The following is a 16,491-nucleotide window of genomic DNA, read 5'->3' as shown; positions in this document are numbered from 1 at the left end:
GCAGAGAACTCTCCAACAGGGATATTTGAAGATGGCGTTTGTAATCGAGCCGAGTGTTGTCGACAGGAAAGGCTGGCGGCAGGCCGCGGCGCAAGCGCGCAAACTTAACCTGACGCTGCCGACCTTCTCTCAGCTCGCGCATCCACCGCTTCCGTCGGCCAAGGTATGGGAGGACATCGCGGCGGTCGGGCCGGATGAGCCGAGCGCAGCGAACCTCTGGCGGATGCACTGGTACAATGCGGAAAACCGCAGGGGCAGGGACCTGGTGCCGGGCCATATCGTGCTGCCAAAGGAGATCACCGGCGTCGATGCCAAGATCATCGTGCTGCTCGGCAATCGCTTCCCGATGATCGGCGCGCACAAGGTCCTGCCGGCCTATGCCGCCTTGATCGAGCAGCTCGTGACCGGGCGGTTCGATCCGTCCGAGCAGAAGGCTGTTTGGCCCTCCACCGGCAATTATTGTCGCGGCGGTGTCGCCGTTTCACGAATCCTCGGCTGTCGCGGCGTTGCCGTCTTGCCCGAAGGGATGAGCCGCGAGCGCTTCGAATGGCTCGAGAAGTGGGTGACGGATCCGGCCGACATCATCCGGACGCCCGGCACCGAGAGCAACGTCAAGGAGATCTACGACAAGTGTGCAGAGCTCAGTCGGGACGATAGCAACGTCATTCTCAACCAGTTCTCGTCGTTCTCGAACTATCGCATCCACTATGAATGCACGGGGCGCGCGGCGGAAGATGCCTTCAAGGCGTTCAACCAACACGATAACCACGAACTGGCGGCCTTCGTTTCGGCAACCGGGTCGTCGGGAACGATCGCCGCGGGTGATTTCCTCAAGAGGCGCTGGGGCTCGAAAGTCGTTGCCGTCGAGGCGCTCGAGTGTCCGACGATGCTCAACAATGGCTATGGCGAGCACAACATCCAGGGGATCGGCGACAAGCACATCCCGCTCATTCACAATGTCATGAACCTCGACTTCGTCGTCGGCGTCTCGGACCGAACGACAGACCAGCTCAACCTGCTGTTCGGCTCGAAAGCGGGCCGGGATCATCTCGAGACGCGCCGCGGTCTCGACCCGGCATTGGTGCGCGCCTTTGACCATGTCGGCATTTCCGGGCTCGCCAACATCATCGCCTCGATCAAGCTCGCAAAGCAGATGAATTACGGGCCCGAAAAGGCCATCGTCACCGTGGCGACGGACAGCGCTGCCATGTACGGCAGCGAGCGCAAGCAGTTCGAGGAGAAGCACTACGCGCGTGGTCTTGACCAGGTGAGCGCCGCCGAAATCTTCGGCGCCTGCCTGCTCGGGGCCGCCTCCGACAACGTCGTCGAGCTGACGGAGCTTTCGCGCCGGGCCGTCTTCAACCTCGGCTACTACACCTGGGTCGAGCAGCAGGGCGTTTCAGTTGCCGATTTCGAGCGGCGTCGCTCGCAGTCCTTCTGGAGCAAAATTCAGGACAGCCTGGGCGAATGGGACCAACTCACCATCGAGTTCAACAAGGAAGCGAGTTTGGCGAACGCCTGATCGGCACGCGCGGCATCGTGTCCGTCGAAGGAGTTTCGAAATTGGTCTAGGCGAAGGCAATAGCGCAAATGATGAGCGGCTGCGTCAAATGAGGGCACTGCGAAAACAAAAATAGAGCAGGGCGTCTGCTTGACGACGGATTAGAACTATCTTTAAGATACTAAGAATAGGATGATAGGATCATCCCGGCGGTGACGAATGGCCAGCATCCATAAGCTGGCGCGCTGCACTGGTGTTTCGTTCCCTAGGCATGGCTCAAGCGAGCACAGGAGGAAAGATGAAGCGAGCACACGGATTGATTACGGGCGCGGCCCTTGCCGCGGCAATGTCGACCGCACTGGCGACGGGCGCAGCAGCACAGACCATCAAGATCGGTGTCAATGAGCCGCTCACCGGTCCGTTCGCCGCTTCCGGTACCTATGTCGTGAACGGCGCCAAGATTGCCGCCGACGAAATCAACGCCAAGGGCGGCTTGCTCGGTCGCAAGATCGAGCTGGTCATCGAAGACAACAAGAGCAATCCGACGGAGGCTGCCGCCGTCGCCGAGAAGTTGATCACCGGCGACAAGGTACCCGTGATCATGGGCGCCTGGGGCTCGAGCCTGACGCTCGCGGTGATGCCGAAGCTCATGGAATACAAGGTCCCGATGGTGGTGGAGACCTCCTCCTCGAGCAAGATCACGACGTCGGGCAATTCCTACATCTTCCGCATCTCGCCGCCGTCGTCGGTCGAGGCGACCGAGTTCAAGGCCATCATGCCGTCGCTCGGGATCAAGAAGGCGGACTTCCTCGTCATCAACAATGACTGGGGCCGTGGATCAGCCGAGGACTTCGGCAAGATCATGAAGGCCCAGAACATTCAGGTCGGCCTCGTGGAGATCATGGATCAGGCCGCCCAGGACATGAGCGCGCAGCTTGCCAAGATCAAGGCAACCGACTCGGACACGATCATGGTCACGACCGCGGTCGAGCAACTCACTCTGGTGTTGAAGCAGGCCGCGGCGCTCGGCATCACCAAGCGGATCGTCACCACCGGCGGCTCGCAGAATCCGGATCAACTGATCGAGCAGGCCGGCGCCGCAGCGAACGGCTCGATGCATCTGACGACCTTCGCGCCCTGGTATCCGGACAAGACCCCGGACCCGGCGGCAACGAAGTATTTCCTCGGCGAGTGGAAGAAGCGTGGCTACGCGATCGCCGGCGCGACTGAAAGCTTCCGCGGCTACGACGGAATTCGCACGATCGCCAATGCGATCCAGCGGGCCGGCAAGGCAGAGCCCGCGGCGATCACCGATGCACTTTGGACGACCGACTTTCCCGGCCTGAATGGTCAGATCAAGTTCCAGAAGCAGGGGCCGGCCGGCAAGGAAAGCGGCCAGAGCATGCCCAACCTCTACCTGATCAAGATCGTGAATGAAAAGATCGTCCTGTCGGGCTCCTGAGCTCGACGATTGCGGAAGGCGCCACCATAATTGGTGGCGCCTTGGCATTGCCTCGCCCATTGAACATGCTCTGAAGAGAGGATCAGCGGTCTTTCGGCCGAAAAAATCAGCATGACCGAGCTTCTGCAACACATCGTCAACACGCTCATTCTGGGTAGCACCTACGCCCTGCTGGGCATTGGGCTCACGCTCATCTTCGGCATCATGCGCGTCGTCAATTTCGCGCACGGTGAGCTATACTCCTTTGGGGCCTATGCGCTGTATTTCGTCGGCGTGATGCTCGGCCTCAATTTCTTTCTTGCGCTGATCGTGGCGGTTGTTCTGGGCTGCTTTGCCGGTGCGCTGATCGAGGTCGTCCTGCTGCGCCCGATGCGTGGCGCGGACATCGATACGACCATGCTGGTCATGATCGGCGCCATGATTGTGATGCAGAATGGCGAGCAGTTCGTCTGGGGTGGTGTCGCGAAGTCGGTTTCGACACCGTTCCCGGAGCTTCCGCTCGTCATTGGCTCGATTTCGGTGTCCTGGTTGCGCCTGTTCGTGTTCTGCGCGGCCCTTGCTCTGATCGGCGTGTCCTATCTCCTGATCAACCGCACAAAGCTCGGAAAAGCGATGCGGGCCACCTTCCAGGATCGTGACGCTGCGTCGCTCATGGGCGTCAACATCCAGTTCATCTACATGGCGACGTTCGCGATCGGCTCGAGCCTCGCGGCGGCGGCGGGTGCACTGCTCGGGCCCGTCTACGTCATCTCCCCGCAAATGGGCAATCTCGCTTCGCTGAAGGCTTTCGCCATCGTCATCCTGGGCGGCCTCGGCAGCATCGGCGGGGCCACCATCGGCGGCTTCCTGCTGGCGTTGGCCGAGGAGCTTGGTGCCGGCTACGTTTCGTCGGGCTACCGCGATGCCATGGGCTTTCTGATCATCATCGTCGTTCTCCTCTTCAAGCCGACCGGCCTGTTTGCACGCGCGGAGCGGATCGGATGAAGCGCTTGGTCCCTTATATCGCGCTCGCAGCATTCGTGTCCGTCCCGCTTTGGCTGCACGATCCGTATCTGCTGAACGCCTTCATCACGACGGGTATCCTCATTGTTGCGGCGATGAGCCTCAATCTCCTGCTCGGGTACACGGGACAGCTGAGCCTTGGTCACGTCGCATTCTTCGGAATTGGAGCCTACACCAGCGCGCTCGTATCGCTGGGCTTCGATGTCGAGTTGATCGGCGGTATCCGCGTGGTTCACGAGCCCTGGCCGGTCTGGACCGGGTTTGTGATCGGCACACTGGTGGCAGCGCTCTGCGGCTATGCCGTCGGCAAGCTGTCGTTCAAGGTGCGGGGTGCCTACTTCGTCATCGTGACCATCAGCTTTGCGGAAGTGGTCCGGCTGGTCGCGCTGAACTGGGTCGAGTTGACCCAAGGCCCGCTCGCCTTGACCTCGATCCCGCCGATGACGCTGGGATTCCCGGGAGTCGGCTATCTCGACTTCTACAGCAAGCAATCCAACTACTATCTCGTGCTTGCCGTCCTCGTGGTGTCCTACATCGTCATCCAGCGTCTGGTTTACTCCCGCGTCGGGCGCGCAATGATCGCGCTCAAGGAGAACGAGTCGCTCGCAGTCTCGGTCGGGATCGACGTGACCCGCTATTTGGTGCTGGCCGCGATCTTTTCGGCCGGCATCGCGGGGGCCGCCGGCAGCCTCTACGCCCATTACCTCAAGATCATCGACCCTGACGTGTTTGCGTTTCTTTACACGGTCACGATGGTGATCATGGTGATCTCGGGCGGCAAGGGCACCCTTGCGGGACCCATCGTCGGCGGTCTCATCTTCGGCTTTATTCCCGTCGCGGCTCGTTCTTTCGCTACCCCCGAGATTCAGTGGATCCTCTATGGTCTGCTGATGATCATCATCGTCTTCGTGTTGCCGAAGGGAATTGTCCCCGCCATCGAGAAGTGGTTCTCCGCGCCGAATACCAGCGTTGATCCGGAGCCTCTCCAAGCCAAGATGCACGACACGCCATGAGCATCATGTCCTCCAGCGCCCCGCAGCCGGTTCTGTCCGTTGAACATATCGCCGTGCATTTCGGTGGATTGGTTGCGATCACCGACATGAGCTTCGTCGTCAACCAGGGTGAGATCGTCAGCCTGATTGGGCCAAACGGCGCCGGCAAGACGACGGCCTTCAATGTCATCACCGGCTTTCTGAGACCGACCAAGGGCGAGGTGCGCTATCAGAATACCTCGCTCAGCAACCTCAAACCGCATGAAGTCACGTCGCTCGGCCTGGCGCGGACCTTTCAGCGTACCAGCGTATTCCAGAGCGTGACCGTCTTCGAGAACGTGATGATCGGCTTGCATCGACGCAGCCGGTCGACGCTGCTGGATACGCTGCTCGCGCTGCCGCGCGAAGGGCGGGCGGAGGCGGAGTTGAGGAATCTTGCGCACGAGCTGCTCGAGATCGTCGGGATCGCGCGCCGTGCCGACGAACTCGCCGGGTCGCTGTCTTATGGCGACCAGCGCCTGCTCGGCGTTGCCCTTGCCCTCGCGACCGACCCGTCGATGCTTCTACTGGATGAGCCGGTGTCGGGCATGAACGCGACGGAAACCGCCCGGTTCATGGAGCTGCTCAACAAGCTGCACGGCCGCGGCATGTCGATTCTGCTGGTGGAGCACGATGTGCCCATGGTCATGGGCGTTTCCGATCGCATCGTCGTGCTCAACTACGGCCGTATCATCGCCGAAGGGCCGCCCGCGGCGATCCGCGGCAATCCCGAGGTCATTCGTGCCTATCTGGGTGAAGGAGCCAGCCGGCATGCTGCACATTAACGGTCTTGTTTGCCGGTATGGCAAGGTCGAGGCGCTCAAAGGCGTCACCTTGTCGATCGGGCAGGGGCAGCTGGTCGCGTTGATCGGAGCGAACGGCGCCGGCAAAAGCACGACGCTACGGGCGATCTCGGGAATCCTGCCTTCGGCCGCCGGACGGATTACGTTCGATGGGCACGACATTACGAAGTGCTCGGCGCGGGAGATCCTGGGCAAGGGAATCGCACATTGCCCCGAGGGGCGGCGAGTATTCCCTGACATGACCGTCGACGAAAATCTCGACATGGGCGCGTATCTGCGGACCGATCGTCGAGAGATCGAGGCCGATCGGGAACGGATCTTCGGGATGTTTCCGCGGTTGGCCGAGCGGCGGCACCAGGCGGCCGGGACGCTATCCGGCGGTGAGCAGCAAATGCTGGCGATCGGGCGCGCGATCATGTCCAAGCCCAGGCTCATGATGTTCGACGAGCCATCGCTCGGCCTGGCGCCCAACATCGTTGAACAGGTGTTCTCGATCATCAATAGCATCAGGAAATCCGGGACCACGGTCCTGATGGTCGAACAGAACGCCTATTCGGCGCTCGAGATGTGCGACTACGCCTATCTCTTGGAGACCGGTTCGATCGTTCTTTCCGGCAGCGGCAAGGATCTCATCGACGATGAGCACGTACGATCTGCCTACTTGGGTGGATGACCGTAGGTGAGCAGGAATGACGGGACTCTCATGGGCGGTACCGTGCGAGCGAGGGACGAGGTGGGTTCCGACGAATGCCTTGTTCTTCTCGCGTCGTTCATGAAGGTGCGAGATCGAAAGGCTCGCGCTGAGATCGTCAAATTTGCGCAGCGCTGCGCCGACTTCGAGCCCGGTGGAATTGTCTCCTTTGGGCTCGATACGCCGCGCGATTGATGCGTCGGCGTTGGCAAGCTGGAAAATCCTGCGACGCAGGCGGCCACCTGGGATCGAGGACGATCCTCTTGGCAATGCCGTGCTTGCGTCGCCGATTTGGTGAATGACCTCGTTGGTTCTCAAAGAGTGGTGCTGTGAGCGTGAAGATCGTCGTTGCCAAGGAAATCGATGCGTCCGAGCCGCGGGTTGCGGTCTCGCCCGATACCATCAAGAAGTTCAAGGCGCTGGGCGCCGAGGTCGCGGTCGAGCCGGGCGCGGGCATCAAGTCGGGGCTGCCCGATTCGGAGCTCACGGCCGCCGGCGCCACCGTCAGCGCCGATGCGCTCAGGGATGCCGACATCATCATCAAGGTGAAGCGGCCCGAGGCCTCGGAGCTTGCGAAGTACAAGCGCGGCGCGCTGGTGATCGCGATCATGGACCCCTACGGCAACGAGGCCGCGTTGAAGACGATGGCCGATGCCGGCGTGTCGGCGTTCGCGATGGAGCTGATGCCGCGCATCACCCGCGCCCAGGTGATGGACGTGTTGTCCTCGCAGGCCAATCTGGCCGGCTACCGGGCGGTGATCGAGGGCGCCGAGGCCTTCGGCCGCGCCTTTCCGATGATGATGACCGCCGCCGGCACCATTCCGGCCGCCAAGGTGTTTGTGATGGGCGTCGGCGTCGCCGGCCTGCAGGCGATCGCGACCGCGCGGCGGTTGGGCGCCGTGGTCACCGCGACCGACGTGCGGCCCGCCACCAAGGAGCAGGTGGAGAGCTTGGGCGCCAAATTCCTCGCGGTCGAGGACGAGGAGTTCAAGAACGCCCAGACCGCCGGCGGCTACGCCAAGGAGATGTCCAAGGAGTATCAGGCCAAGCAGGCCACGCTGACCGCCGAGCACATCAAGAAGCAGGACATCGTGATCACCACCGCGCTGATCCCGGGCCGTCCGGCGCCGAAGCTCGTCAGCGGCGAGATGGTGAAGTCGATGAAGCCCGGCTCCGTGCTGGTCGACCTTGCGGTCGAGCGCGGCGGCAATGTCGAGGGCGCGAGGCCCGGCGAGGTGGTCGAGACCGACGGCATCAAGATCGTCGGCTACACCAACGTCGCCGGCCGCGTCGCCGCCTCGGCCTCCAGCCTCTACGCGCGCAACCTGTTCTCGTTCATCGAGACGATGGTCGACAAGGCCAGCAAGGCGCTCGCGGTCAATTGGGACGACGAGCTGGTGAAGGCCACCGCGCTGACCAAAGACGGCGCCGTCATCCATCCCAACTTCCAGCCGAAGTAAGGAGAGAAGCCATGGAGCATCTCGCGCAGGCCGTCGATCCGTTCGTGTTCCGGCTGTCGATCTTCGTTCTTGCGGTGTTCGTCGGCTATTTCGTGGTGTGGTCGGTGACCCCCGCGCTGCATACCCCGCTGATGAGCGTGACCAACGCGATCTCCTCGGTGATCGTGGTCGGCGCGCTGCTCGCGGTCGGGGTCGGCATGGTGTCGAGCGGCTCGGGCTGGGCCCGCGGCTTCGGCTTCGTGGCGCTGATCTTCGCCTGCGTGAACATCTTCGGCGGCTTCCTGGTCACCCAGCGCATGCTGGCGATGTACAAGAAGAAAGCCAAGTGAGCGGCGTGCACCTCGGGGTGACGAAGACAAAGGGGGACCTGAGATGAACGCCAATCTGGCTGCTGTTCTGTACCTCGTGGCGGGGGTGCTGTTCATCCTGTCGCTGCGCGGCCTGTCGAGCCCGGCATCGTCGCGCCAGGGCAACATGTTCGGCATGATCGGCATGGCGATCGCGGTCGCCACCACGCTGGCGAGCCATCCGCCGGCCGACGGCGTGGCCTGGCTGCTGGTGATCCTCGCGGTCGCGATCGGCGGCGGCGTCGGTGCCGTGATCGCGCGTCGGGTGCCGATGACCTCGATGCCGGAGCTCGTCGCCGCGTTCCACTCGCTGGTCGGCATGGCCGCGGTGCTGGTCGCCGCCGGCGCGTTCTATGCGCCGGAAGCCTTCGACATCGGCACGCCCGGCAACATCCATCCGCAGAGCCTGGTCGAGATGTCGCTCGGCGTTGCGATCGGCGCCCTGACCTTCACCGGCTCGGTGATCGCGTTCCTGAAGCTGTCGGCGCGGATGAGCGGCGCGCCGATCATCCTGCCGTTCCGTCACGTCATCAACATCGCGCTGGCGCTGGCGTTGGTGTTCTTCATCGTCGGCCTGGTGATGTCGGGCAGCGCGCTCGACTTCTGGCTGATCGTCATCCTGGCGCTGGCGCTCGGCGTCCTGATGATCATCCCGATCGGCGGCGCCGACATGCCGGTCGTGATCTCGATGCTGAACTCGTACTCCGGCTGGGCCGCGGCCGGCATCGGCTTCACGCTCGGCAACTCGGCGCTGATCATCACCGGCGCACTGGTCGGCTCGTCGGGTGCGATCCTGTCCTACATCATGTGCCATGCGATGAACCGCTCGTTCATCTCGGTGATCCTCGGCGGCTTCGGCGGCGAGACCGCGGCGGCCGGCGGCGGCTCGGGCGAGCAGAAGCCGGCAAAACTCGGCTCGGCGGATGATGCGGCGTTCATCATGAAGAACGCCTCCAAGGTCATCATCGTGCCCGGCTACGGCATGGCGGTGGCGCAGGCCCAGCACGCGCTGCGCGAGATGGGCGACATCCTGAAGAAGGAAGGCGTCGAGGTGAAATACGCCATTCACCCAGTGGCGGGCCGCATGCCCGGCCACATGAACGTGCTGCTGGCCGAGGCCAACGTACCCTACGACGAGGTGTTCGAGCTCGAGGACATCAACTCGGAGTTTGCCCAGGCCGACATCGCGTTTGTGATCGGCGCCAACGACGTCACCAACCCGGCGGCGGAGGAGGACAAGACCTCGCCGATCTACGGCATGCCGGTGCTGCAGGTCTGGAAGGCCGGCACCGTGATGTTCATCAAGCGCTCGCTGGCCTCGGGCTATGCCGGCATCGACAACCCGCTGTTCTACCGCGACAACACCATGATGCTGCTCGGCGACGCCAAGAAGGTCACCGAGAACATCGTCAAGGCGATGTAGGGCAGGCGGCGAATGGCGCTCGCCTGTGCCAGGGCCTAGCGGCCGGTTAAGCCGGAAGCAGATGGCCTATGAAGCGCCGGATCCGACCGGGTTCCGCGTCGACAGAGTGCGGCCCAGGATGAGCTCGAGGGAAGGCCATGCCTCACCGGATGACGAGCAGATCCACATCAGCAAGGCCTGAGACACCGGCATTCGAGGCTCACCGTGTTGCGGTTGACCCGTAGCCGCTGTCTCACCAAACTCATTCGTCTGGACCGGGGAGCCGCCATCATCGAAGTGAATAACGGGCATGCCGACGGAAATCGACGCGGCCACATCGATCCGCAGGGCGTCGTGGTTGCGATGCATCGTTGTCGTCGTCCTCATCAAGAGCGAGCGAACCAGCGAATAGTCCATGGTCCTACACATCGTACTATGTGATGAACGACCGACAAGTTCAAAATTTCGACGTCGTGTGCCTAAGATTGCAGCGTCGTCCGATAGCCTGGTGGTATGTGGGAGCGCGTAAAAAAGCGGCCCGCTTCGGCAACGAAGCGGACCGCCATGGATTTGCACAATGCAAATGCTGGTCGGCTAGAGTTGCTCAAGCATCCCGCCGCCGAACATTGTCGGGATGTAACGTGGCGCCTCAATCGCAGCCATGAAGCGATGTTTTGTCGCGACCGGATCGAGCGAAATCGGCGGCTGCACGACCTCGACGTCGGGCTCCGTCGCCAGAACCAGGACTCCGACGCCATTGCGCTTTTCGGCCGCAGCGATGCGGGCGGCGAGCGCGCTCGGCGCATTCAGGTTCTCGGCGTGCTTGATTCCCGAGGCGCGCGCCAGCTGTGCCAGATCGAGCGTGGCGTTGGTCAAGGCTTGGCCGCCCGAAGCTGCGTGAACGCCGTTCTGGATCAGGAGGACGGTGAGATTTGACGGGTTCACCGCGCCAATCGTAACGAGCGCACCCATATGCATGAGCAGGGCGCCATCGCCTTCGACCGCAATGACCGGACGATCCGGTTGAGCGATCGCCAGGCCCAGCGCCAGGGGGAGTGTCAGTCCCATGGCGTCTTCGAAGTAGAAGTTCTCCGGCGCGTGGTGCAGCGATGCCCACAAATACGAAGCATTGCCGAGCGACGTCACGACGAGCGCCCGGGGAGGCAGACTGCCGGCAAGCGCCCTGTAGTGATCCGCCCGGGTCGGTCGTGCATCGGTCACCACTGGATATCCTCCCGACCCATCAGCAGGGCAAACGGACACGAAGCTTCTTCCGCGTAGGTTGCGGCATGTTCGACCTGGGGACCGATTGGACGGTATCGATCGGTGCAGGCATGGGCGAGGCCGATGCCGCGAAAGACCGGCTCTGTCGCTCGGCCCTTCGGCACATGATAGAACACCGGATCATCGGGCGTGCCCCGGTAGGACACCAGCATCAGAAGCGGAAATTGATAACGCTGTGCGAGCGACACCATGCCCGCACCCATGCTGAGGACGCCGGCATTCTGCACGAGCAGGGCAGTGCGAACGCCACCGAGCCGGCTTCCACAAGCGATTGCGAGCGCTTCCTCTTCATGGGTTGCGCGCACCAGCGTCATGCCCGGCTCCTCGTCGATGCGAATAAGGATTTCGCCCAGCCAGCTGTCGGGGACGGAGACGACGGTGCCGAAACCAAGACGCCTGAGCGTATTGAGAACGGCAGACGGCCGATGGGCCTCTAGAGATTCTGCCGATGTCGTCATCGACTGCCTCCGTGATTTCAACCAACGTGCGACGCAGGCTAATCGCAAAAGGTACTATTGTCGATAAGACAAACCTATTGCGGGCCGATGAGGCGCCTGATAAAAGGTACTATTAAGCAGATGATAAGTTTAATTTCATGACTGAGGATTGCAGCTGGAGCCGGCCACTGCATTTCGTCGCTGGAGGGAGACTGCACCTATGCTTCGCCTTTGGTCTGTATTGATCGCTGTTCTGATTGCGTTGCCGGCTCACGCACAAGACAAGCTCGTTGTCAGTATCTGGGGCGGCAGCTGGCGTGATCTGGTGGCCGAGACGGTTGCCAGGAAATTCACCGCCGAAACCGGCGTCCCAGTCGAATTCATCACCGGCGGCACTATCGATCGGCTGAACAAGGAAAAGCTCGCCAAGGGAAATCCCGAAAGCGACGTGACGTTCACGACGTCGCATGTCGGGTGGCTCTATGCCAATGACGGGTTGTTCGAGACGATCGATACCTCGAAGATCCCCAATGCGAAGAATCTCGCGGACGAGGCGCGGATCAGTCCCTACCACCTCGGCGCCTGGGCCTATGTCTACACGATCGGCTACCGTACCGATCTCATCAAGGGCACCAAGTTCGAAAGCTGGAATGATCTCTGGAAGCCGGAGCTGAAGGACAAGCTTGCCGCGCCGGATTTTGATCCCGGCCACATCATTGCGGTCTCCGCCATTCTTGCCGGCGCCGACCCGTCGCATTGGGAAAAAGGCGAGGAGAAGCTCAAGGCGCTCAAGCCAAATTTCAAGGCGTTCTACACCAATGACGCCAACAGCCAGCAACTGCTCGCGAGCGGCGAGACGCCGGTGCAGATCGTGCTTTCGATGAACGCCTACTACATGATCGGGCAGGGCATTCCGATCACGCTCGCGATGCCGAAAGAGGGCGCGGTGCTGGGAATCGACACCGTCGCGGTCATGAAGGGGTCAAAGAAGGTTGACCTCGCATACAAGTTCATCAACGCGCTCTACGACCCCGACATCCAGGCCGAGATCTCGAAGCAGAAGAAGGGGAGCCCGGCGGTCCTCAACGCGAAGATCGATCCTGAAATTGCCAAGCTTCCGGGCGTATTCACGTCGGCGGAGCAATGGAAGCAGCAGATCAACATCGACGCCAAGCTGCGCGCCAACAAGACGGCGGAATGGCGCAAATGGTTCGCCGAAAACATCATGAACTGATCCGTTGCCAGATCGGTCCCGCATCATGAATCAGCAGCCATTCCTGCGCATCTTCACGGCGCCGGCGACGTTGTGTGCCATCGGATTTGTCGCGGCGATGGTTGCGGTTCTGCAGTACAGCCTCAGGGCCTACGTGCCGGGATCGCTCGATCCCGGCGGGTTTACGCTGGCGAATTTCGCCGACCTTCTCAAGCCGCTCTACGCGCGTGTGTTTCTCGATACCGTCGTCGTGTGCGCGATGACCGCAGTCGTGACGCTGATCGTCGGATATCCGCTGGCCTATGCGCTTGTGCGCGTCGAACAGCCGATCCTGCGCTCCATCCTCCTCGTGATTGTCGTGACGCCGCTGTTCTTGGGCGAGGTCGTTCGCACCTATGCGTGGATCATCGTTCTGGGCAACAATGGCTTCATCAATTCGTTGCTGATGTCGCTCGGCTTCATCGGCAAGCCGCTCCAGCTGATGTTCACGCCATTCGGCGTTGTGGTTGCTCTTGTCCACGTCACGCTGCCGGTCATGGTCATCATGCTGGCTGCCGGATTATCCCATATCGACCGCGACTATTCCCGAGCGGCCGAAAGCCTGGGAGCCGGTCCCATTCGCGTGTTCCTGACCGTGACATTGCCGCTGTCGCTGCCGGGCGTGGTGGCAGGCACCACGACGGCATTCGCGTGGACGTTCTCGGCATTCGCCACGCCGCAGCTGATCGGCGGCGGCCGCGTCAACATGATCTCCAATCTGGTCTACCAGCTTGGGTTCTCGAGCTTCAACTTTCCCTTCGCCGCGACCTTGTGCGTGGCTGGGCTGGTTTTGACGGCCCTGGTGCTTGGCCTTCTTCAGCTTGCCTCCCGCCCGCTTCGGAAGATCGAGGTGCATTGATGATCCCGCGCTCGACCTATCAAAGAGTGCTCGGCTGGGTCGGATTATTGACGGTGCTCGTCATCGTTGCCTTTCTCGTCTTGCCGGCGGCAGTCGTGACGATCGCCGCGTTCAACGACAAGCCGATCCTGTCGTTTCCGCCGCAGACCTGGTCGTGGCGGTGGTTCGGTCGGGCCCTCGCCTATGAAGACTTCCGGCAAGGGTTCTTCAACGGCCTGATCGTCACAGCCTGGAGCTCGACGATCGCGCTGTGCGTTGGCGGCATGTTCGCCTTTGTCATCGACCGTTACAAGTTTCCGCTCAAGTCCGCCATCGAGGGAATCCTCATTTCGCCGTTGGTGATTCCGCACTTCACGGTGGGGCTCGGCTTTCTCATCCTCGCGGCGCAAGTCGGCCTGAGCCGTGGCTTTGCCGTCGTCGTGATCTGTCACGTCATCCTGGTGCTGCCGTTCGTGCTGCGCAGCGTGTATGTGTCGCTGAGGAATCTCGATCAGAGTTACGAACACGCTGCAGCGAGCCTCGGTGCCGGGCCGCTTCGCGTCCTGACCACCGTCACGCTGCCGCTGCTGCTGCCCGGGCTCGTCAGCGGCTGGCTGTTCGCGGCGATCCTCTCGTTCAACGAGTTCACGGCCTCGCTGTTCGTGACCTCGCAGCGTACCCAAACGCTTCCCGTCGCGATGTACAATTACGTGCGCGAGTTCGCCGATCCGTCGATGGCGGCATTGTCGGTCATGTACATCGTCGGCACCGCCGCCTTGATCGCCTTTGCCAATGCGTTCCTGGGCCTCGGCAAGGTACTCAATATCGAGCAGTCTCACTAGGGAGCACGGATCTTGAAGCCGTCTGCGAGTGCTGAAGGTGAACAAACGGCGGTCCATTTCGACGCCGTGACCAAGCGATTTGATGATGTCGTGGCCCTGAGCGCCGTTACGCTCGGCGTTGGCCGAGGCGAGTTCGTGACGCTGCTTGGTCCATCTGGATGCGGCAAGACCACGCTGCTCAAGCTGGCCGCGGGCTTTCTGGGGCCGGACGGCGGTTCGATTTCAATCGAAGGCAAGCGCGTGAATGACATTCCGACCTACCAGCGCGGCATCGGCATGATGTTTCAAAACTACGCGCTGTTTCCGCATATGAGCGTAGCGGAAAACGTCGCCTACGGCCTGAAGACGCGACGGGTCCCCAGGGTTGAGCGGGACAAGCGCGTCGCCGATGCGCTGGCGCTGGTCAAGCTGAAGGGCATGGAGAACCGCAAGCCCCGGCAATTGTCCGGCGGCCAGCAGCAGCGCGTTGCGCTTGCGCGCGCGCTCGTCATCAATCCGACTGTCCTGCTGCTCGACGAGCCGTTCTCGGCGCTGGACAAGAGTCTGCGGACCTCGATGCAGGTGGAGCTGCGGGAAATTCAGCGCAAGCTGGGTCTGACCACGATCTTCGTGACGCATGACCAAGGCGAGGCCTTGAGCATGTCCGACCGCGTGGCTGTCATGTCCGAGGGGCGTATCAGGCAACTCGGAAGCCCTGTCGACGTCTATCGCAGCCCGGCGGACCCGTTCGTGGCCAGCTTTGTCGGCGACAACAACAGGCTGCGCGGCCAGCTCGTGAGTGTGCACGCGAAGCAAGCGATCGTCGCACTCGGCGATGCCCTGGTGAAGGTGCCGGGCGAGAGCCTGTCCGGGCTGGAGAAGTCTGCGGCGGTTGACCTCTACGTCCGCCCCGAGCAGTTCAGTATTGTGGCGCCCGAGGAGCCGTGCGCCATCAAGGGGAGCGTTGTTGCCCAGATCTACCAGGGTGGCCACGTTGATCTTCAGATCGAGTGCTCCGGAGGCGGCGGGGATCGGTTGCTGGTGCGATCCCCGGGGGAGCAGGCCGTTCTGCGCTGGCCCATGGGGGAGCCTGTCGGCATTGCTATTCAAGCAGATCGGTGCTCGGTATTTCCGGTAGGCTGATCGCAATCGTCTTCGCGGAGCTGTGAGGGTTACAGCATCGAGCTTGCGATGTATCGTGACGCGCGGCTTAGCGATGCCTACCTTGCTGTTTCCTGCGGCATCAACTGGCGTCTGGTCGCGCAACTCTGGAGAGAATGCTTGAGTCAGTCCCAATCGATCACGGCGGCCGAGGCAATCAGCACGTATATCGAGGCAAAGGACCGAAACCGGCCCCAGCTCATGAAGCGTGCATTCGTACAGGAGTGTGAGCTTCAGATGGAGCTCCTGACCGACGCGATCTCGTTTCCAAGCTCCGCTCACGGGTTGGAGAGCGTGACCGATGTTCTCGTGCGGAACTTTGCATTGCAGTATGAGAATGTGCGCACCTTCTGCCTGTCGCGCCCCGAGTCCAATCGCATTCCACGGTTTCAATGCGACTGGCTGGTGGGGATGTCAAACAAGTCCGATGGTGACGTACGCGTCGGTTGCGGTGAGTACACCTGGGATTTTGATGCCGCCGGAGACGGTCGCGTCAAGCGGCTGCTGATCAAGATTGAGTTCATGTGTGTGCTGCCAGCGAGCTATCAGGCGCCTGTCCTGCAATGGCTTTCGGCGATCCCCTATCCCTGGTCATCATACGGTGAGGCGCGCACAGGTTTGCCTTCGATCGACGCTTTGACGCCGATTGCACAATTTTTGCGGCGCGACGCGCGCAACTGACTTCGGCAGTTGAACGCTGGATGCCGGTCTATCGAATTTGGGCTTCGATGGCGAACGCACGCCTGGCGTAGCCGAGGAGGCGCCGCTCGCTACCAAGTTGATGGCACCGAGCGCGAACCTACCCCACGAATGACGAGCGCATATAGCTCGGTGCGGTAGCCCCGCTGCCGTCAAAACGCTCGGGTGTTGGTCTCCTTCGTTGGCTAGGTTCTCATAATCAGTATAGCACCTTATATGCACGCCGCATGATGGCGATTTTCTTCGTCGATTGATTGAATATTCGGGCTATAAAACAGAGAAAACTGCCGATTTTCTGCG

Annotated in this window: 18 protein-coding genes; 15 read left to right on the top strand and 3 right to left on the bottom strand. The window is 61.7% G+C overall.

Annotation, left to right across the window (positions count from 1 at the left end; genetic code table 11):
- Positions 1 to 31: 31 nt before the first annotated feature.
- From ACE103_RS32430 to ACE103_RS32385, 10 genes are all read left to right on the top strand, one after another.
- Positions 32 to 1,522, top strand: a complete 1,491-nt coding sequence (locus ACE103_RS32430) for a pyridoxal-phosphate dependent enzyme (protein ID WP_375776361.1) — start codon at positions 32 to 34, stop codon at positions 1,520 to 1,522.
- A 277-nt stretch (positions 1,523 to 1,799) separates the two neighbouring features.
- Complete coding sequence (locus tag ACE103_RS32425) at positions 1,800 to 2,963, top strand: ABC transporter substrate-binding protein (RefSeq protein WP_223976858.1); 1,164 nt, start codon at positions 1,800 to 1,802, stop codon at positions 2,961 to 2,963.
- 111 nt (positions 2,964 to 3,074) lie between these two features.
- Complete coding sequence (locus ACE103_RS32420) at positions 3,075 to 3,947, top strand: branched-chain amino acid ABC transporter permease (protein ID WP_092116278.1); 873 nt, start codon at positions 3,075 to 3,077, stop codon at positions 3,945 to 3,947.
- Positions 3,944 to 4,978, top strand: a complete 1,035-nt coding sequence (locus tag ACE103_RS32415; RefSeq protein ID WP_375776360.1) for a branched-chain amino acid ABC transporter permease — start codon at positions 3,944 to 3,946, stop codon at positions 4,976 to 4,978. Before ACE103_RS32420 ends, ACE103_RS32415 begins: the two co-directional genes overlap by 4 nt.
- 5 nt (positions 4,979 to 4,983) lie before the next feature.
- On the top strand, positions 4,984 to 5,781 hold the full coding sequence (locus tag ACE103_RS32410; protein WP_375781229.1) for an ABC transporter ATP-binding protein: 798 nt from the start codon (positions 4,984 to 4,986) through the stop codon (positions 5,779 to 5,781).
- Positions 5,768 to 6,472: an ABC transporter ATP-binding protein gene (locus ACE103_RS32405; RefSeq protein WP_375776359.1), complete on the top strand. Its 705-nt coding sequence runs from the start codon at positions 5,768 to 5,770 to the stop codon at positions 6,470 to 6,472. Before ACE103_RS32410 ends, ACE103_RS32405 begins: the two co-directional genes overlap by 14 nt.
- 30 nt (positions 6,473 to 6,502) lie before the next feature.
- Positions 6,503 to 6,685 carry a hypothetical protein gene (locus ACE103_RS32400; RefSeq protein ID WP_375776358.1) on the top strand — a complete coding sequence of 61 codons (183 nt, stop codon included), beginning with the start codon at positions 6,503 to 6,505 and terminating at the stop codon, positions 6,683 to 6,685.
- A gap of 140 nt (positions 6,686 to 6,825) precedes the next feature.
- On the top strand, positions 6,826 to 7,950 hold the full coding sequence (locus ACE103_RS32395) for a Re/Si-specific NAD(P)(+) transhydrogenase subunit alpha (RefSeq protein WP_375781228.1): 1,125 nt from the start codon (positions 6,826 to 6,828) through the stop codon (positions 7,948 to 7,950).
- Between the two features lie 11 nt (positions 7,951 to 7,961).
- Complete coding sequence (locus ACE103_RS32390; protein WP_016841609.1) at positions 7,962 to 8,279, top strand: proton-translocating transhydrogenase family protein; 318 nt, start codon at positions 7,962 to 7,964, stop codon at positions 8,277 to 8,279.
- Positions 8,280 to 8,322: 43 nt separating this feature from the next.
- Positions 8,323 to 9,720 carry an NAD(P)(+) transhydrogenase (Re/Si-specific) subunit beta gene (locus ACE103_RS32385; RefSeq protein ID WP_375776357.1) on the top strand — a complete coding sequence of 466 codons (1,398 nt, stop codon included), beginning with the start codon at positions 8,323 to 8,325 and terminating at the stop codon, positions 9,718 to 9,720.
- 66 nt (positions 9,721 to 9,786) lie between these two features.
- Here the strand turns inward: ACE103_RS32385 and ACE103_RS32380 are convergent, their stop codons facing one another.
- The 3 genes from ACE103_RS32380 to ACE103_RS32370 form a co-directional block, all read right to left on the bottom strand.
- Positions 9,787 to 10,116 (bottom strand): hypothetical protein, encoded by a 330-nt coding sequence (locus ACE103_RS32380; RefSeq protein ID WP_375776356.1) that lies wholly within the window; start codon positions 10,114 to 10,116, stop codon positions 9,787 to 9,789.
- A 177-nt stretch (positions 10,117 to 10,293) separates the two neighbouring features.
- On the bottom strand, positions 10,294 to 10,920 hold the full coding sequence (locus tag ACE103_RS32375; protein WP_375776355.1) for a thiamine pyrophosphate-dependent enzyme: 627 nt from the start codon (positions 10,918 to 10,920) through the stop codon (positions 10,294 to 10,296).
- Complete coding sequence (locus tag ACE103_RS32370; RefSeq protein ID WP_375776354.1) at positions 10,917 to 11,441, bottom strand: thiamine pyrophosphate-binding protein; 525 nt, start codon at positions 11,439 to 11,441, stop codon at positions 10,917 to 10,919. The genes ACE103_RS32375 and ACE103_RS32370 overlap by 4 nt, the downstream gene beginning before the upstream one ends.
- Positions 11,442 to 11,745: 304 nt before the next feature.
- Here ACE103_RS32370 and ACE103_RS32365 point away from each other — a divergent pair, with 304 nt between their 5' ends.
- The 5 genes from ACE103_RS32365 to ACE103_RS32345 are packed head-to-tail and all read left to right on the top strand — an operon-like array spanning position 11,746 to position 16,173.
- Positions 11,746 to 12,654: a PotD/PotF family extracellular solute-binding protein gene (locus ACE103_RS32365; protein WP_375776353.1), complete on the top strand. Its 909-nt coding sequence runs from the start codon at positions 11,746 to 11,748 to the stop codon at positions 12,652 to 12,654.
- Between the two features lie 25 nt (positions 12,655 to 12,679).
- Positions 12,680 to 13,531, top strand: a complete 852-nt coding sequence (locus ACE103_RS32360) for an ABC transporter permease (protein WP_375776352.1) — start codon at positions 12,680 to 12,682, stop codon at positions 13,529 to 13,531.
- Positions 13,531 to 14,352: an ABC transporter permease gene (locus ACE103_RS32355; RefSeq protein WP_173638192.1), complete on the top strand. Its 822-nt coding sequence runs from the start codon at positions 13,531 to 13,533 to the stop codon at positions 14,350 to 14,352. Before ACE103_RS32360 ends, ACE103_RS32355 begins: the two co-directional genes overlap by 1 nt.
- 12 nt (positions 14,353 to 14,364) lie before the next feature.
- Positions 14,365 to 15,474, top strand: coding sequence for an ABC transporter ATP-binding protein (locus tag ACE103_RS32350; RefSeq protein WP_375776351.1), 1,110 nt, complete (start codon positions 14,365 to 14,367; stop codon positions 15,472 to 15,474).
- Between the two features lie 48 nt (positions 15,475 to 15,522).
- Positions 15,523 to 16,173: a hypothetical protein gene (locus ACE103_RS32345; protein WP_375776350.1), complete on the top strand. Its 651-nt coding sequence runs from the start codon at positions 15,523 to 15,525 to the stop codon at positions 16,171 to 16,173.
- The last annotated feature ends 318 nt before the right edge of the window (positions 16,174 to 16,491 follow it).

The sequence above is a fragment of the Bradyrhizobium sp. ma5 genome, assembly GCF_042258955.1.
GTDB lineage: Bacteria > Pseudomonadota > Alphaproteobacteria > Rhizobiales > Xanthobacteraceae > Bradyrhizobium.
The sequence above is the reverse complement of the archived record's forward strand: the minus strand, read 5'-3'. Positions and strand labels throughout refer to the sequence as shown.

What these genes read in the sequence shown, in the direction of transcription:
- ACE103_RS32360 (WP_375776352.1), top strand. Translation starts at nt 12,680, where the DNA reads ATGAATCAGCAGCCATTCCTGCGCATCTTCACGGCGCCGGCGACGTTG.
- ACE103_RS32425 (WP_223976858.1), top strand. Translation starts at nt 1,800, where the DNA reads ATGAAGCGAGCACACGGATTGATTACGGGCGCGGCCCTTGCCGCGGCA.
- ACE103_RS32385 (WP_375776357.1), top strand. Translation starts at nt 8,323, where the DNA reads ATGAACGCCAATCTGGCTGCTGTTCTGTACCTCGTGGCGGGGGTGCTG.
- ACE103_RS32405 (WP_375776359.1), top strand. Translation starts at nt 5,768, where the DNA reads ATGCTGCACATTAACGGTCTTGTTTGCCGGTATGGCAAGGTCGAGGCG.
- ACE103_RS32415 (WP_375776360.1), top strand. Translation starts at nt 3,944, where the DNA reads ATGAAGCGCTTGGTCCCTTATATCGCGCTCGCAGCATTCGTGTCCGTC.
- ACE103_RS32390 (WP_016841609.1), top strand. Translation starts at nt 7,962, where the DNA reads ATGGAGCATCTCGCGCAGGCCGTCGATCCGTTCGTGTTCCGGCTGTCG.
- ACE103_RS32345 (WP_375776350.1), top strand. Translation starts at nt 15,523, where the DNA reads ATGTATCGTGACGCGCGGCTTAGCGATGCCTACCTTGCTGTTTCCTGC.
- ACE103_RS32400 (WP_375776358.1), top strand. Translation starts at nt 6,503, where the DNA reads ATGGGCGGTACCGTGCGAGCGAGGGACGAGGTGGGTTCCGACGAATGC.
- ACE103_RS32410 (WP_375781229.1), top strand. Translation starts at nt 4,984, where the DNA reads ATGTCCTCCAGCGCCCCGCAGCCGGTTCTGTCCGTTGAACATATCGCC.
- ACE103_RS32355 (WP_173638192.1), top strand. Translation starts at nt 13,531, where the DNA reads ATGATCCCGCGCTCGACCTATCAAAGAGTGCTCGGCTGGGTCGGATTA.
- ACE103_RS32420 (WP_092116278.1), top strand. Translation starts at nt 3,075, where the DNA reads ATGACCGAGCTTCTGCAACACATCGTCAACACGCTCATTCTGGGTAGC.
- ACE103_RS32430 (WP_375776361.1), top strand. Translation starts at nt 32, where the DNA reads ATGGCGTTTGTAATCGAGCCGAGTGTTGTCGACAGGAAAGGCTGGCGG.
- ACE103_RS32380 (WP_375776356.1), bottom strand. Translation starts at nt 10,116, where the DNA reads ATGGACTATTCGCTGGTTCGCTCGCTCTTGATGAGGACGACGACAACG.
- ACE103_RS32370 (WP_375776354.1), bottom strand. Translation starts at nt 11,441, where the DNA reads ATGACGACATCGGCAGAATCTCTAGAGGCCCATCGGCCGTCTGCCGTT.